This is a genomic window from Streptomyces sp. SCSIO ZS0520, from assembly GCF_025643355.1.
Classification (GTDB): Bacteria; Actinomycetota; Actinomycetes; order Streptomycetales; family Streptomycetaceae; genus Streptomyces; species Streptomyces physcomitrii.
Window position 1 is genome coordinate 6,075,345 of record NZ_CP092644.1, and the last position, 13,866, is coordinate 6,089,210.

Consider the following 13,866-nt stretch of genomic DNA (forward strand, 5'->3'; position numbering starts at 1 on the left):
GTAGGCGAGGCACCAACCGCCGTCCGGCGCCGCACACCACCGTGCGGCGCCGGACGCGTACGCCGGGGCATCGGCCGGTGCCGGAGGGTCCCGCCCGAGGCGCGGGCCGCCGGACACCGTCCAGCCACCCCGCCTCCGTCGCGTGCACCGGGCGTGAGAACCGCGGGGTGGGGTATCAACGGGGATCACCACCATCGGGGAGGACCACGAACATGGGCGTCACACTCGCCAAGGGGGGCAATGTCTCCCTCTCCAAGGCCGCACCGAATCTCACCCAGGTGATGGTCGGGCTCGGCTGGGACGCGCGCTCCACCACCGGAGCCCCCTTCGACCTCGACGCCAGCGCACTGCTGTGCCAGTCGGGACGGGTGCTCGGCGACGAGTGGTTCGTCTTCTACAACAATCTGACCAGTCCGGACGGCTCCGTGGAGCACACCGGTGACAACCTCACCGGTGAGGGCGACGGCGACGACGAGTCGCTGCTCGTCGACCTCTCCAAGGTGCCGGCCCACTGCGACAAGATCATCTTCCCGGTCTCCATCCATGACGCGGACAACCGCGGCCAGGCCTTCGGCCAGGTCAGCAACGCCTTCATCCGTGTCGTCAATCAGGCGGACGGCCAGGAACTGGCACGCTACGACCTGTCCGAGGACGCCTCCACCGAGACGGCGATGATCTTCGGCGAGCTGTACCGGTACAACGGTGAGTGGAAGTTCAGGGCCGTGGGCCAGGGGTACGCGTCGGGCCTGCGAGGCATCGCTCTAGACTTCGGGGTCAATGTTTCGTAAAGCCGGGTACGGCGAGGGGGGAGACCCTCCCCCGGATCCTCCGGGGGGACCCCCACACACACGATTGGGTAGCCAGTGCTTCTGAAAACCTTCGGCTGGTCGTTCGCGGTCACCGCGCTCGGTCTGGTCGCAGCGGTGTTCTACGGGGGATGGACCGCGTTCGGGGTCGTCGCGATCCTGGCCATCCTCGAGATCTCGCTGTCCTTCGACAACGCCGTGGTCAATGCCGGAATCCTGAAGAAGATGAATGCCTTCTGGCAGAAGATCTTCCTCACCATCGGCATCCTGATCGCCGTCTTCGGCATGCGGCTGGTCTTCCCCGTCGTGATCGTCGCGATCAGCGCCAAGATCGGCCCGATCGACGCGGTCGATCTCGCCATGACCGACAAGGACCGCTATCAGGAGCTGGTGACCGACGCCCACCCGTCGATCGCGGCCTTCGGCGGCATGTTCCTGCTGATGATCTTCCTCGACTTCATCTTCGAGGAGCGCGACATCAAGTGGCTCGGCTGGCTGGAGCGGCCGCTCGCCAAGCTCGGCAAGGTCGACATGCTCTCGGTCTGCATCGCCCTGATCGTTCTCATGATCGCCGCGCTGACCTTCGCGGCCAACGCCCACCAGCACGGCGGCGGCCACGCCGACAAGGCCGAGACGGTCCTGCTCGCCGGTGTCGCGGGTCTGATCACCTACCTCGTGGTCGGCGGGCTCTCCGGCTACTTCGAGAACCGCCTCGAAGAGGCCGAGGAGCGCGAGCACGAGGCCGAGGAAGAGGCCAAGCAGCGCGGTAAGAACGTCTCCGCGGTCAAACTCAGCGGCCAGGCCGCCTTCTTCATGTTCCTCTACCTCGAAGTCCTCGACGCCTCCTTCTCCTTCGACGGAGTCATCGGCGCCTTCGCCGTCACCAACGACATCGTGATGATGGCCCTCGGCCTCGGCATCGGTGCCATGTACGTCAGGTCGCTCACCGTCTACCTGGTCCGCCAGGGCACCCTGGACGACTACGTCTACCTGGAGCACGGCGCCCACTACGCCATCGGCGCGCTCGCCCTGATCCTCCTCGTCACCATCCGGTACCAGATCAACGAGGTCGTCACCGGCCTGGTCGGCGTCGTCCTGATCGCCGCCTCCTTCTGGTCCTCGGTGCGCCGCAACAAGAAGATCGCGGCCGCCGGGGGAGAGGAATCGGACGAGAAGACCGAGGTCTCCGTCTGACGGGTCCGACCCCGTCCGGGCCGTGTGCTCCCGAACTGCCGGTGGGCGAACGCGGACCGGGGTGCGTGAGAGGGCGCGGGAAGAGGAATGCATCAGTGCGGGGCGGCCGTCGAGGACAGGTTCCTCGGGGCCGCCCCGCGGGCATGCCGGAGCGAGCATGCGGAAGACGGACAGGGGGCACCCTGCGGGCAGGGGACTTCCTCGCGAGGAGAGGTGGGGCGCAATGGCCTTCTGGGACGGACTGTGGCGCGGTCGGTCGACGGAGTTCGACTCGGGCAGCGCGGCGAGCAACGCCATCGAGTTGACCAAACGGAGCCCGGCGGTCTCGCTCACGAAGCAGGGCGCCGACAGCGGGAACCTCCGCGTCAACCTCTCCTGGCGGATGCGCACCTCCGACTTCATGGGCAAGTCCTCGCGCAGCGGCGGCAGCCTCTTACGCAACCCGCTCACGCTCTTCAAGCCCGAGGTGGTGCAGGCGCACACCCAGGGCGTGGTCAACGTCGACCTGGACATCGGCTGCCTCTACGAAATGGTCGACGGCGAGAAGGGCGTGGTCCAGCCCCTGGGCGGCTTCTTCGGCGACCTGAACACCCCGCCCTATGTGAAGCTGAGCGGCGACGACCGCTTCGGCTCGCCCTCCGGCGAGACGATCTACATCAACCTGGACCACCGCGAGTCGATCAAGCGGCTGCTCGTCTTCGTCTACATCTACGACCAGACCCCCGCCTTCGACCGCACCCACGCCAAGGTCACCCTCTACCCGAGCAACGGCCCCCGGGTCGAGATCAGCCTGGAGGAGCGCGCCGCGCAGTCGCGCTCCTGCGCCGTCCTCCTGATCGAGAACGTCAAGGGCGAACTGACGGTGCGCCGCGAGGTCAAGTTCGTCTACGGCTTCCAGGCCGAACTCGACCGCCTGTACGGCTGGGGCCTGCAATGGGGCCGCGGCTACAAGACGGCGAAGTAGCACGGCCGGGAGCGCCGGTGGTCCGCCGGTGAGCGGACAGGTTCCCGCGCTGTGCCCCGCCTCCCGCGCTGTTTCCCGCCTCCGGGGCCGTGGGGCGGGTCCTGTGGGCGGGTGCCCCGTTCCGAAGCCGGGCGCCGGATCAGCGGCCGATGAACTGCGGGCCCTGCGGCGGCATCGTGAAGGCCGGGTCCGCGCCCACGGGCTGCGGGTAGCCGTAGGCGGGGTCGGCTCCCAGCGGCGCCGGCTGGGTGGGCGCCGACGGCGGGTAGCCGTACGCCGGTTGCGGCGGCGGACCCTGGGGCGGCGGCGGGTGGGCGTGGGTCTGGGCCTGGGAAGCCGCCGGGGCTGCCACCGGCTCGGGTGCGGCCGGAGGCGGGGACTGGGCGGAGTCCGGGGCCGAGGGCTCGGACTCGTCGACGGAGATGCCGAAGTCCGTCGCCAGTCCGACCAGCCCGTTCGAATACCCCTCGCCCAGCGCGCGGAACTTCCAGCCCGCTCCGCGCCGGTAGATCTCCCCGCAGATCAGCGCCGTCTCGGCACCCGTCTCCGGGGTGATGTCGAAGTACGCCAGCGGCTCGGCCTCCGAGGCCGCGTCGTGCACCTGGATGCGCAGTGCTCGGACCTGGTCGAAGGGCACATCGTCCGCGGAGGCGACGAGGAGGATGCGGTGCACCTCGGGGCCCATTCCCGCGAGGTCCGCCTGCACGCTGTCGGTGACATGGTCGCCCGCGCGCTTCTTGCCCAGCCGCCATACCCGGTCCGAGGGGTGGCGGGGCTGGTTGTAGAAGACGAAGTCCTCGTCCGAGCGGACCCGTCCGTCCGGACCGAGGAGCAGCGCCGAGACATCGACATCCGGCACGCCCTGGCCGGGCGCCCATCGGAGCAGGGCACGCACCGATGTGGCCTCGATCGGGACGTTCGCCCCCTTCAGCATCGCGTGCGTCATGCGCTCATCCTGCCTTCCCGGCCCCTCGCAGGACAACGCGGGGACGCCGCGAGGAGTCGGGAGGACAAGGCGGGGGCAAGGCGGGGACGTCGCCGGGCTTCGCGGCCCGGGCCCGCCGCGCGCGCCGCCGACACGGCCGGGTTACCGGAACTTCATGTTCAGCGGGAACCCCGGACACGCATTCCTACGTACTATTACCGGCCACATCTTGTCCTGCCTCCTCCGCCACCAGGGAGTCCCATGCGTCATTTCGGGCACATCGCCCCGGAGGTGCGGCAGCGTCTCTTCCACCAGGAGCCGCGCACCTTCACGTCCGAGTCACCGGCGCGCATGCTCGCCGTGGCCCTGGGCGCCACGCTGTACAGCCCCGCCACCAGGCCGCACCTCGCCGAGGACGTGGTGAAGCAGGCGGACCGCGGTGTGGTCTCGATGGTGCTGTGCCTGGAGGACTCCATAGGCGACGCCGATGTGACCGAGGCCGAGGAGAACCTGATACGCCAGTTCTCCGCTCTCGCCGACCAGCCGAGAGCGACGGACGACCCGCCCCTGCTCTTCATCCGGGTACGCACCCCCGAGCAGATACCCGACCTGGTCCGCAGGCTCGGCCCGCGCGTCCGGCTCCTGTCCGGATTCGTACTCCCCAAGTTCACCGAGGAACGGGGTGTCCCCTTCCTCGAAGCCCTCGGTGACGCCGAGGCCCTCAGCAGCCGCCGCCTCTACGCCATGCCGGTCCTCGAATCACCCGAGCTCATGCACCTGGAGACCCGGCGCGAGGCCCTGGCCGGTATCGCCCGCACCGTGGACAAGTACCGCGACCGCGTCCTCGCCCTCCGCCTCGGCGTCACCGACTTCTGCTCCACCTACGGACTGCGCCGCACTCCCGACATGACCGCGTACGACGTGCAGATCGTCGCCTCGGTCATCGCCGATGTGGTCAACCAGCTCGCCCGCGCGGACGGCACGGGCTTCACCGTCAGCGGACCGGTGTGGGAGTACTTCCGGGTCCAGCAGCGCATGTTCAAGCCCCAACTGCGCCGCAGCCCCTTCCACGGCCGGGCGGAGGAACTGCGTACCGCCCTCATCGAGCACGACATGGACGGCCTGCTGCGCGAGATCGAACTCGACCGCGCCAACGGCCTCCTCGGCAAGACCTGCATCCACCCCTCTCATGTGCCGCCCGTGCACGCCCTGTCCGTGGTCAGCCACGAGGAGTACAGCGACGCCCGGGACATCCTGCGTCCGGAACTCGACGGCGGAGTCCTGCGCTCCGCCTATACGAACAAGATGAACGAGGTGAAGCCGCACCGCGCCTGGGCCGAGCGCACCCTGGAACGCGCCGCCGTCTTCGGCGTGGCCAACGAAGACGTCGGCTTCGTCGAACTGCTCGCCGCCGGAGCCCCGGCCGAACGCAAGGGAGCGTGAACACCGTGGCATGGTCCGGATCATGGGTGGCCGAGCGACTGGGCGTCGACCTCCTCCCGAGCGAGGACTCCGCGCCCCCGCGCCCGGAGTCGGCCCGGTCCGCGTCACCGGGGTCCGCCACTCCGGAGTCCGGGCCGCCGCGGTCCGGGTCGCTGGGGTCTGCGTCTCCGGGGCCGGAGTCGCCAGGGTCCGTCGAGCGGCTACGGGACATGCTGGGCCTCGCCCTGCGCCGCAACCCCAAGCGCGCTCACCTCCTCGTGTCGAACGTCCTCGGCAAGCACGTCCCCCAACTCCCTTCCGTCGTCCACCGCTCCGGCCACGACCTCGGCCGAAGGGTCCTCGAACTCCTCGGCCCCGAACAGGCGGGCTCCTCCGTCGTCCTCGGCTACGCCGAGACGGCCACCGGACTCGGCCACTGCGTCGCCGACGGCATGAGCTCCGCGCCCTATCTGCACTCGACCCGGCGCCCGGTGCCGGGTGTGCACCAGGCCGGTGGATTCGAGGAGTCCCACTCGCACGCCACCTCGCACCTCCTCCTCCCCGAGGACCCCGAACTGCTGGCGGGCAGCGGCCCCCTTGTCCTGGTCGACGACGAGTTCTCCACCGGGAACACCGTCCTCAACACCATCCGCACCCTGCACGGGCGTTACCCCCGCGAGCGCTACGTCATCGTGGCCCTGGTCGACATGCGCGCCCCGCAGGACCGGCAGCGCCTCGCCGACTTCGCGGAGGAGATCGGCGCTCGGATCGACCTGATCGCCGCCGCCCGGGGCACGGTGAGCCTGCCCCCTGATGTCCTCACCGCCGGTCAGGCACTGGTCGAGGCCCACGAGAACCGTGCCGAGAACCACCCCGACGGGACGCTCGCACCGGAGCGGTCCGCGGCGTCCTCGGCCGCGCAGGAGTCGCCGACCGGAGGCACCGAACCGGGTGGCCAGGGCCCGTCGCCACGGTTCACCCGTGTCGGTCTCGGTTGGCCCGAGGGCCTCCCGGACGGGGGCCGCCATGGCTTCCTGCCGGGCCACCGGAGCCTTCTCGAGGCCGCCCTGCCCAAGATGGCCGACGGCATCGCCGAGGAGCTGCGGGCCCGCCTGGGCTCCGAGGGGCGGGCCACGGGCACCACCCCGGCCAGGACCCCGAAGGTGCTCGTCCTCGGCTGCGAGGAGCTGATGTACACGCCCCTGCGGCTCGCCCTCGCCCTGGAGGAACAACTCCCCGGAGTCGAGGTGCGCTTCTCGACGACCACCCGGTCGCCCGTCCTCGCCATCGACGACCCCGGCTACGCCATCCGCAGCCGCCTCACTTTCCCTTCCCACGACAATCCCGACGACGGTCCGGGTGACAGGTACGCCTACAACGTCGCGGGCGCCGGTTTCGACGCCGTCCTCGCCGTCGTCGACTCCGCCGCCGACACCCCCGAACTCAGCGCCTCCCATGGCCTGCTGAGCCGTCTCGCGGCCCACACCGGGCAGGTGCTGCTCGCGGTCGTCCCGTCCTATGTCCCGGCGTCCGCGCACCGCGCCACGGAAAGGCCCCACGTGCTGCCCGAGCCGCTCCGTGGCCCCGAGTTCTCCTCCTACGCTCCCGAGGAGGTGGGCTGGCTCCTGCAGGACCTCTCCCGGACGCAGCTGGAGGCGCCGACGGAGGAACGGGAAGAGGCGATCCAGAACGGCGGCGCCCACTACGCGGAGTCCCTCCCCGTGGAGTATCAGCCGAGCCCCGCCTACCAGGAGCTGTTCCAGTCGGCGCTTCAAGCCTCCGCCGACCGCATCGCCCTGGCCGTGGGCACCGTGACCGAGACGGTGCTCGCCGAGCGCACGAGGCGCCCCGTCCTGGTCTCCCTCGCCCGGGCCGGCACCCCCGTCGGCGTGCTCATGCGCAGGTACGCCCAGCACCGGCACGGCCTCGAACTGCCCCACTACGCCGTGTCCATCGTCCGCGGCCGAGGCATCGACACCAACGCCCTGCGCTGGCTCGCCGCCCATCACGACCCGGCGGACGTGGTCTTCGTCGACGGCTGGACCGGCAAGGGCGCGATCACCCGTGAACTCGCAGAGGCGGTCAGGGACTTCGCGCGCTCCGAAGGCATCGCAGGGTTCGACCCGGAGATCGCCGTCCTCGCCGACCCCGGCTCCTGCGTCCGCACCTACGGCACCCGCGAGGACTACCTCATCCCCTCCGCCTGCCTGAACTCCACCGTCTCCGGCCTCGTCTCGCGGACCGTGCTGCGCCCGGACCTGGTGGGCCCCGCCGACTTCCACGGCGCCAAGTTCTATGTCGAACTGGCCGACGCCGATGTCTCGGGCGTCTTCCTCGACGCCGTCACGGCACGCTTCGGCGATGTCGCCCCGGCCGTGGACCAGCGGGTGAAAGAACTCCTCTCCACCGACCGCAGCCCGAGCTGGGAAGGGTGGGCCGCGGTGGAGAGAATCAGTGAGGAGTACGGCATCCATGATGTGAACCTCGTCAAGCCGGGGGTCGGTGAGACGACCCGTGTGCTGTTGCGCCGTGTGCCCTGGAAGATCCTCGCCCGCACCGGCGCCGGTGCGGACCTGGACCATGTGCGGCTTCTCGCCGAGCAACGCGGCGTACCCGTCGAGGAGGTGGACGGGCTTCCCTACACCTGCATCGGCCTGATCCACCCCCGCTTCACCCGTGGCGCGACGGGGACGGACGGCAAGGCGGTGGCGGCGAAGTGAGCGAGTCCGCCGCCCACCCGACGCCTTCCGCGCCCTTGTCACTGCGACCTCCTTCTTCCGGGTCCGGTGCCACCCTGGTGGCGAGTGATCTCGACCGGACGCTCATCTACTCCTCCGCGGCCCTGCAACTCGGCGTTCCCGATGCCGAGGCGCCACGGCTCCTGTGCGTCGAGGTCTACGAGGGAAAGCCCCTCTCCTATTTGACGGAGGCGGCGGCACGGCTGCTGGCCGAGCTGGCCGAGGCGACCGTCTTCGTGCCGACCACCACCCGCACCCGCGAGCAGTACGGGCGTATCCATCTGCCCGGTCCGCTCCCGCGGTTCGCGATCTGCGCCAACGGCGGGCACATCCTGGTCGAGGGTGTCCCCGACCTGGAGTGGCACGCCCAGGTGACGCGGAAGATCGCCCGGGAGTGCGCGCCTCTCGACGAGGTACGCGATCACCTGCGGTCCGCCGCGGATCCCGCGTGGCTGCTCAAGGAACGGGTGGCGGAAGACCTGTTCGCGTATCTGGTGGTGGAGCGTGCCCTGCTCCCCGACGGCTGGGTCAAGGAACTGGGGGAGTGGGCGGAGGCCCGCGGGTGGACCGTCTCCCTGCAGGGACGCAAGATCTACGCCGTACCGCGGCCGCTGACCAAGAGCGCGGCGATGCGGGAGCTGGCGCGGCGGACGGGCGCCGAGCTCACCCTGGCCGCCGGGGACTCCCTGCTCGACGCGGACCTTCTGCTCGCGGCCGACCGGTCCTGGCGGCCCGGACACGGTGAACTGGCCGACGCGGGATGGGCGGCCCCGCAGCTCACCGTGGTTCCCGAGACCGGTGCTGCGGCGGGGGAGGAGATTCTCCGCCGGTTCGCCCGCGCCGCCGCCCGCGGCCGGGCCTGAGTATGCGTATCAGGGTGAAGGCCGCCACCGCCGCCGCGGCGAGTATCAGCACCCCTTTGGAATAGACGGACACGAGATCCGTGACCTCGGGCCATCGCTCGCCCAGGGTGTAACCGGCGGTGATGAAGGCGGTGTTCCACAGCGCGCTGCCCAGGGCGGTGAGGCCGAGGAACAGCGGGAGCGGCATGCGCTCGATGCCCGCCGGTATCGAGATGAGGCTCCGGAACAAGGGGATCATGCGCCCCAGGAGCACCGCCTTGGTGCCGTGGCGGGCGAACCAGGCCTCGGCGCGCTCCACGTCGTGGACCTTCATCAGAGGGATGCGGCTTGCGAGACGGTGGATGCGTGCGCGCCCGAGTGCGGCACCGGCGCCGTAGAGGGCGAGGGCTCCGGCGACGGATCCCGCGGTCGTCCACACCAGCGCGGCGTACAGATTCATCTGCCCGGTGCTCGCCGCGAACCCCGCGAGCGGGAGGATCACTTCGCTGGGCAGGGGTGGGAAGAGGTTCTCCAGGGCGATGGCGAGGCCCGCGCCGGGTGCCCCGAAGTCGCCGAGGAGGCCCTCGAGCCAGTCGGGTCCGCTGCTTTCGATCATGCGTGAAACGGTAGGCAGGGGCCGGTTTCCGCACACTGAGGTGCACCGCAAGGTTTTCTTGAAGCACACCGCAGTGGATTCTTGCGGTTTTCCGCAGTGCGCCAAGCTGCGGGCACCCGCTACGTTACCCACTGTGACTGCACAGGTGCGCAGCGGGCTCAGGCTCGTCCTCGGACTCGTGCTCGGCGCCCTGCTGTCGGCCGCCGAGCTCCTCTTCGTGGTGCTCGCCTTGGCCGTCGCCGCCCTCGCTCAGCTGCACCCGCACACCCGGCGGACGGTGCCCGGAGCGGTCCGGGCGGCAGGGCGCCGCCTGGTGGAGTGTGAACGCGCCCGGCTGGGGGCGTACTTGGGGATGAGGTGCACGCACAGCTACGTGGACGGACGTGCGCTTCTCTACCTGGCCGCACGGTGGCCCCTCGGGCTGCTGGGAATTGTTGTGCTGCTGTGCGCTCTGCTCGGAGGCGGCTACGGATCGGGGATCGTCTTCGGATGGATCCTCACGGACGTGGAGCGTCCCGGCGCTCTGCTGTTCAGCAGTCTCGCCGGGCTGGTCTTCTTCTTCATGGCGGCGCACGGACTCGTGGGGGTGGGGGCGCTGGAGCGGGGACTGGCGCGCCACTTCCTCGGGCCCGGGCCGGAGGAGGAACTCCGGAGACGGATCGACGAACTGTTCACCAGCCGCGCGGAAGTGGTGGAAGCAGTACACGAAGAGCGGAGGCGTATCGAAAGGGACCTACACGATGGAGTGCAGCAGCGGATCGTGTCCGTGGGGATACTCCTCGCCCGTTCCCGAAGGAGCCGGGAGCCGACACACTCCCGGGCACTGGTGGAGCAGGCGTACACGGAAAGCCGCCTCGCACTCGCCGAATTGAGAGAGGTGGCCTGGCGCGTCTACCCGGCCACCCTGGACGACGAGGGGCTCGGAGCAGCACTGGAGACCCTCGTGGAGCGGTCGGACGTACCCGCGAAGCTCGACTACCGCCTGGCGGTCGACCCGCAGCCTTCGGTGGCGGCGGTGGTGTACTTCGTCGTCGCCGAGGCCGTGACGAACACGGTGAAGCACGCCTCGGCGACACGTATCGAGGTGGTGATCGAAGAAGATGACGGCATGGTGAGAGCACGAGTGGAAGACGACGGTTCGGGCGGAGCGGACGCGAGGGGCAGCGGCCTGACCGGGCTTGCCCGCAGAACTGCCGCCCTGGACGGCCGATTTGAGGTCCGCAGTCCCCTCGGGGGACCGACGGTGATTGCCACGGAGCTGCCGTGCGACTGATCCTGGCCGAGGATTCCACTCTGCTGCGGGCGGGACTCGAACGGCTCCTGACCGAAGAGGGGCACAAGGTGCTGGCGGCGGTGGACAACGCCGAACGGCTCCTGGAGGCCGTGGCCGAGCAGCAGCCCGATGTGGTCGTCGCCGATGTGAGGATGCCGCCCACGCATACCGACGAAGGCCTCCGGGCGGCACTGGAGATCCGCAGACGGTGGCCCGACGTGGGGGTCCTGGTGCTCTCGCAGTACATCGAGAAGCGGTACGCGCGGGAACTGTTCACCGTCGAATCGGCGGGAGTGGGATATCTGCTGAAGGACCGTGTCGTCGAGATCGACGAGTTCCTGGACGCGCTGGAGCGGGTGGCGAGCGGTCGATCGGCCTTCGACCAGGAGGTCGTGCGGCAACTGGTCGGGCACAGCAAGCAATCCGACCATCTCGCCCGGCTCACCTCACGCGAGCGCGACGTGCTCGCGCAGATGGCGCAGGGGCACTCCAACCCGGCGATCGCCCAGCGGCTCAGCATCTCCCAGAGCGGAGTGGAGAAACACGTCAACGCCATCTTCGACAAGCTGGAACTGGCCCGGAGCACGGGCTACTCACGCCGGGTCGTCGCCGTCCTGCGCTACCTGGGCACGTAGACCGACCACCGCAGCCGTCTCACCACGGGGGACAGGGCAGATGAGCACCGACCGCTTCCACGGCTCTTGCGGTGTGCGGGCGCCGCCGGTTAGCCGCTCAGCCGCAGCAACCGCCGCCGCAGCACCCGCCACCGCCGGAAGACGGCGCCTGGACCGGTGAGGAGACGGCGCCGCCCACGGCGACCGTGGAGAGGAGCTTGACCGTGTCGTCGTGGCCCGCGGGGCAATCGGCCGGAGCCGAGGACTCGGCCATGGGGCGGGACAGTTCGAAGGTGTCGCCGCAGGTCCGGCAGCGGTATTCGTAGCGAGGCATGCGGACCAGATTAGCGGCTGAGAGACGGCGGTCCCTGGCGATTGCCGACCTCGGTGGCACCGCTGCGCCGCAGACTCCTCAGCCGGTCCTCCTGTTCGGCCTGCTCCGGGTTCCGGGCACGCCAGTACGGGTTGTCGTGGGGGAGCTTGCTGCCGACCCTGCCGTACATCCCGAAGAACATCAGGGCCACGCCCACGACGAAGCTGAAGAGGACGTTCTCGATGCCGAAGGCGAGGAAGTTGTAGTCCGTGTCCAGCAGCGCGAGATTGACGAAGCCGCTGAGGATGAAGACGAGGCCCACGATCATGTTCACGGTGGAGGCGACGTTCTTGCCGATCACCATGCCGATGAAGAGCAGCGCGCCCACGCAGATGGACAGCACGCTGAGGGCGCCGTTGGTGTTCAGCCCGGCGACGGTGTCGCCGCCGCGGTCGAAGAATCCGATGCGGTCGATCAGTCCCAGGATGCCGAAGGCGAGCAGCACCAGGCCCATGAGACCGGCACCGATTCGGTAGAACTGGTTCAGGCTGTGATCGGTGGGGAGGTGATCGTCGAAGGAGATCCGTCGCTTGGCCCTGAGGTTCGGGTGAGGAGTAACCATCTCAGCCTCCTTGCGCCTGGGGCACTCGGTGAGGCCTCTCCCACAGTGCCGTTCGCTCCGGACGGCACCGCGAAGTGGGATACCGGGATCACACCTCGTACAGCGAGCTGCGCGGGAGGGCGCCTCTGCCTTCAGCATCCGCCCGAAGCGGGAGGATTTCCAGCGGGGCCGCCACGGGCCGCCTGGCCGCGTCCGGAAAGAGGGCTCAGGCTCCCGCGCCGCGCTCTTCGCGGATGTCGTTCACGACGAGCCCCACGTCGTGCCGGATCGCCTCGGTCTCGGTCAGGAAGTGCCAGTAGTCCGGGTGGCGCCCCTCCAGACCGGTGAGGGCGCGTTCCAGCCGGGCGACGGCGTTGTCCAGGGGCCCGGCGTGCCGGGGGTCCGGGGTCTGCCGTCCCGCCATGGCGAGGCGCTGGGCGTCCCGGATGGCGAAACGGGTGCGGTCGACCTCCTGCTGGGGGTCCTTCGCGACGGCGTTCAGCCGGTTCAGCCGGTCACCGGCGGCCGAGACCGCCTCGTCGGTGGTGTTCAGCAGGGCTCGTGCGGTGGACAGCAGCGAGGTGGCGTCGGGCCAGCGCTGTTCCTCGCGGGCGGACTGCGCCTGCTTGAGCTTCTGCTCGGCCTGCTGGACGTGGTCGACCGCCTGTTGGGGCACCTGCTGCAGGTCCTGCCAGCAGGCCGCGGTGAAGCGCCGCCGGAGTTCGCTGAGGATCGGTTCGACCTGGCCGGAGCGGGTGGTCAGGGCCTGGGCGCGGGTGCGCAGGGAGACCAGGCGGCGGTCTATCTCGGCGGCACGTTCCGGCAGGCGCTCGGCTTCGCTGCGTACGGCCTCGGACTCGCGGGCCACCTGCTCGGCGCGGCTGAGTGTCTCGGGGACGCCATGACGGCCCGCGCCCTCGTTGAGGCGGGTCAGCTCGGGGCCCAGAGCGGCGAGGCGGGCCGCGAGGTCGTCCGCCTTGAGGCCGGTGCCCCGCGCGGTGTCCAGGGCGTTGCTGGCGGCGAGCAGCGCCTGCCGGGCCCGCTCGACGGAGGGGGCGAGCCGTGCGAGCTGGGTCTCTGCCTTGCCGAGCAGCGGGCCGAGGCTCTGCCCGAAGCGGTCGAGGTCCTGGCGGGTGCGGTCGAGCTCGCTCCTGGCGTGGGTCAGGGCGTTCCTGGCCTGCGCTGCCGTGGAGGAGTCGAGATCGTCCCGGTCGAGGTCGTAGCTGTCGACGGCGGTGATGTACTGCTGGCTGCACTCGTCGATGCGATGGCCGAGGGCCTCGAAGTCGGAGACGGCGCGTCGGGCGGCCGGGGAATCGTCGACGGCGACGATGGTCTCGATGGAGATGCGCAGGTCCCGCTGCGCGGTGTCCAGCTCGTAGAAGGCCGTGGCCGCCGCGTCCTTGGCCGCCTGTGCCTCGGCCCGCTGGCTCTCCGAACGCCCGCCGAACCAGCGGCGGGTTCCGCCGCCGGCCACCGCCGCGGGCAGCACGACCGCGGCGAGGAGCGGCAGAAGGACCAGGCCCAGCACCTCCCGGGCGGTCTGTGCGCCGCGGGC

General features: G+C 70.2%; 13 protein-coding genes. 8 read left to right on the forward strand and 5 right to left on the reverse strand.

Going from position 1 to position 13,866, the window contains the following annotated elements; all coding sequences use genetic code 11:
* Positions 1-212 precede the first annotated feature (212 nt).
* The 3 genes from MID12_RS24370 (at position 213) to MID12_RS24380 (ending at position 2,964) form a co-directional block, all read left to right on the forward strand.
* Positions 213-788: a TerD family protein gene (locus MID12_RS24370; protein ID WP_040253949.1), complete on the forward strand. Its 576-nt coding sequence runs from the start codon at positions 213-215 to the stop codon at positions 786-788.
* A gap of 75 nt (positions 789-863) precedes the next feature.
* A complete protein-coding gene (locus tag MID12_RS24375; RefSeq protein ID WP_040253951.1) occupies positions 864-2,000 on the forward strand; it encodes a DUF475 domain-containing protein in 1,137 nt (378 codons plus the stop codon).
* A 223-nt stretch (positions 2,001-2,223) separates the two neighbouring features.
* Positions 2,224-2,964, forward strand: coding sequence for a Tellurium resistance (locus MID12_RS24380; protein WP_040253953.1), 741 nt, complete (start codon positions 2,224-2,226; stop codon positions 2,962-2,964).
* 139 nt (positions 2,965-3,103) lie between these two features.
* Here the strand turns inward: MID12_RS24380 and MID12_RS24385 are convergent, their stop codons facing one another.
* A complete protein-coding gene (locus MID12_RS24385) occupies positions 3,104-3,910 on the reverse strand; it encodes a TerD family protein (protein WP_040253955.1) in 807 nt (268 codons plus the stop codon).
* 240 nt (positions 3,911-4,150) lie between these two features.
* On the opposite strand from MID12_RS24385, the gene MID12_RS24390 reads away from it, so the two are divergent.
* The 3 genes from MID12_RS24390 to MID12_RS24400 all read left to right on the forward strand — a co-directional run bounded on the left by MID12_RS24390 (position 4,151) and on the right by MID12_RS24400 (position 8,912).
* Complete coding sequence (locus tag MID12_RS24390) at positions 4,151-5,332, forward strand: HpcH/HpaI aldolase/citrate lyase family protein (protein WP_263170746.1); 1,182 nt, start codon at positions 4,151-4,153, stop codon at positions 5,330-5,332.
* 209 nt (positions 5,333-5,541) lie between these two features.
* The gene (locus MID12_RS24395) at positions 5,542-8,031 is read left to right on the forward strand and encodes a phosphoribosyltransferase (protein ID WP_411576999.1); all 2,490 of its coding nucleotides are present in this window, start codon (positions 5,542-5,544) and stop codon (positions 8,029-8,031) included.
* Between the two features lie 74 nt (positions 8,032-8,105).
* Positions 8,106-8,912, forward strand: coding sequence for an HAD family hydrolase (locus MID12_RS24400; protein ID WP_411577077.1), 807 nt, complete (start codon positions 8,106-8,108; stop codon positions 8,910-8,912).
* Here MID12_RS24400 and MID12_RS24405 read toward each other — a convergent pair.
* On the reverse strand, positions 8,827-9,507 hold the full coding sequence (locus MID12_RS24405; RefSeq protein WP_263170748.1) for a DedA family protein: 681 nt from the start codon (positions 9,505-9,507) through the stop codon (positions 8,827-8,829). The genes MID12_RS24400 and MID12_RS24405 overlap by 86 nt on opposite strands.
* A 133-nt stretch (positions 9,508-9,640) precedes the next feature.
* On the opposite strand from MID12_RS24405, the gene MID12_RS24410 reads away from it, so the two are divergent.
* Complete coding sequence (locus MID12_RS24410; RefSeq protein ID WP_263170749.1) at positions 9,641-10,780, forward strand: sensor histidine kinase; 1,140 nt, start codon at positions 9,641-9,643, stop codon at positions 10,778-10,780.
* Complete coding sequence (locus tag MID12_RS24415) at positions 10,771-11,415, forward strand: response regulator transcription factor (RefSeq protein WP_168540704.1); 645 nt, start codon at positions 10,771-10,773, stop codon at positions 11,413-11,415. The genes MID12_RS24410 and MID12_RS24415 overlap by 10 nt, the downstream gene beginning before the upstream one ends.
* 97 nt (positions 11,416-11,512) lie before the next feature.
* Here the strand turns inward: MID12_RS24415 and MID12_RS24420 are convergent, their stop codons facing one another.
* The 3 genes from MID12_RS24420 to MID12_RS24430 form a co-directional block, all read right to left on the reverse strand.
* Positions 11,513-11,728, reverse strand: coding sequence for an FmdB family zinc ribbon protein (locus MID12_RS24420; RefSeq protein ID WP_040253962.1), 216 nt, complete (start codon positions 11,726-11,728; stop codon positions 11,513-11,515).
* Positions 11,729-11,738: 10 nt separating this feature from the next.
* Positions 11,739-12,329, reverse strand: a complete 591-nt coding sequence (locus tag MID12_RS24425; RefSeq protein ID WP_263170751.1) for a DUF4383 domain-containing protein — start codon at positions 12,327-12,329, stop codon at positions 11,739-11,741.
* A gap of 205 nt (positions 12,330-12,534) precedes the next feature.
* On the reverse strand, positions 12,535-13,839 hold the full coding sequence (locus MID12_RS24430; RefSeq protein WP_263173425.1) for a hypothetical protein: 1,305 nt from the start codon (positions 13,837-13,839) through the stop codon (positions 12,535-12,537).
* Between the last annotated feature and the right edge of the window lie 27 nt (positions 13,840-13,866).

Coding starts and splice junctions, on each gene's coding strand:
- MID12_RS24370 (WP_040253949.1), top strand. CDS start 213: ATGGGCGTCACACTCGCCAAGGGGGGCAATGTCTCCCTCTCCAAGGCC.
- MID12_RS24395 (WP_411576999.1), top strand. CDS start 5,542: ATGCTGGGCCTCGCCCTGCGCCGCAACCCCAAGCGCGCTCACCTCCTC.
- MID12_RS24380 (WP_040253953.1), top strand. CDS start 2,224: ATGGCCTTCTGGGACGGACTGTGGCGCGGTCGGTCGACGGAGTTCGAC.
- MID12_RS24405 (WP_263170748.1), bottom strand. CDS start 9,507: ATGATCGAAAGCAGCGGACCCGACTGGCTCGAGGGCCTCCTCGGCGAC.
- MID12_RS24420 (WP_040253962.1), bottom strand. CDS start 11,728: ATGCCTCGCTACGAATACCGCTGCCGGACCTGCGGCGACACCTTCGAA.
- MID12_RS24425 (WP_263170751.1), bottom strand. CDS start 12,329: ATGGTTACTCCTCACCCGAACCTCAGGGCCAAGCGACGGATCTCCTTC.
- MID12_RS24390 (WP_263170746.1), top strand. CDS start 4,151: ATGCGTCATTTCGGGCACATCGCCCCGGAGGTGCGGCAGCGTCTCTTC.
- MID12_RS24385 (WP_040253955.1), bottom strand. CDS start 3,910: ATGACGCACGCGATGCTGAAGGGGGCGAACGTCCCGATCGAGGCCACA.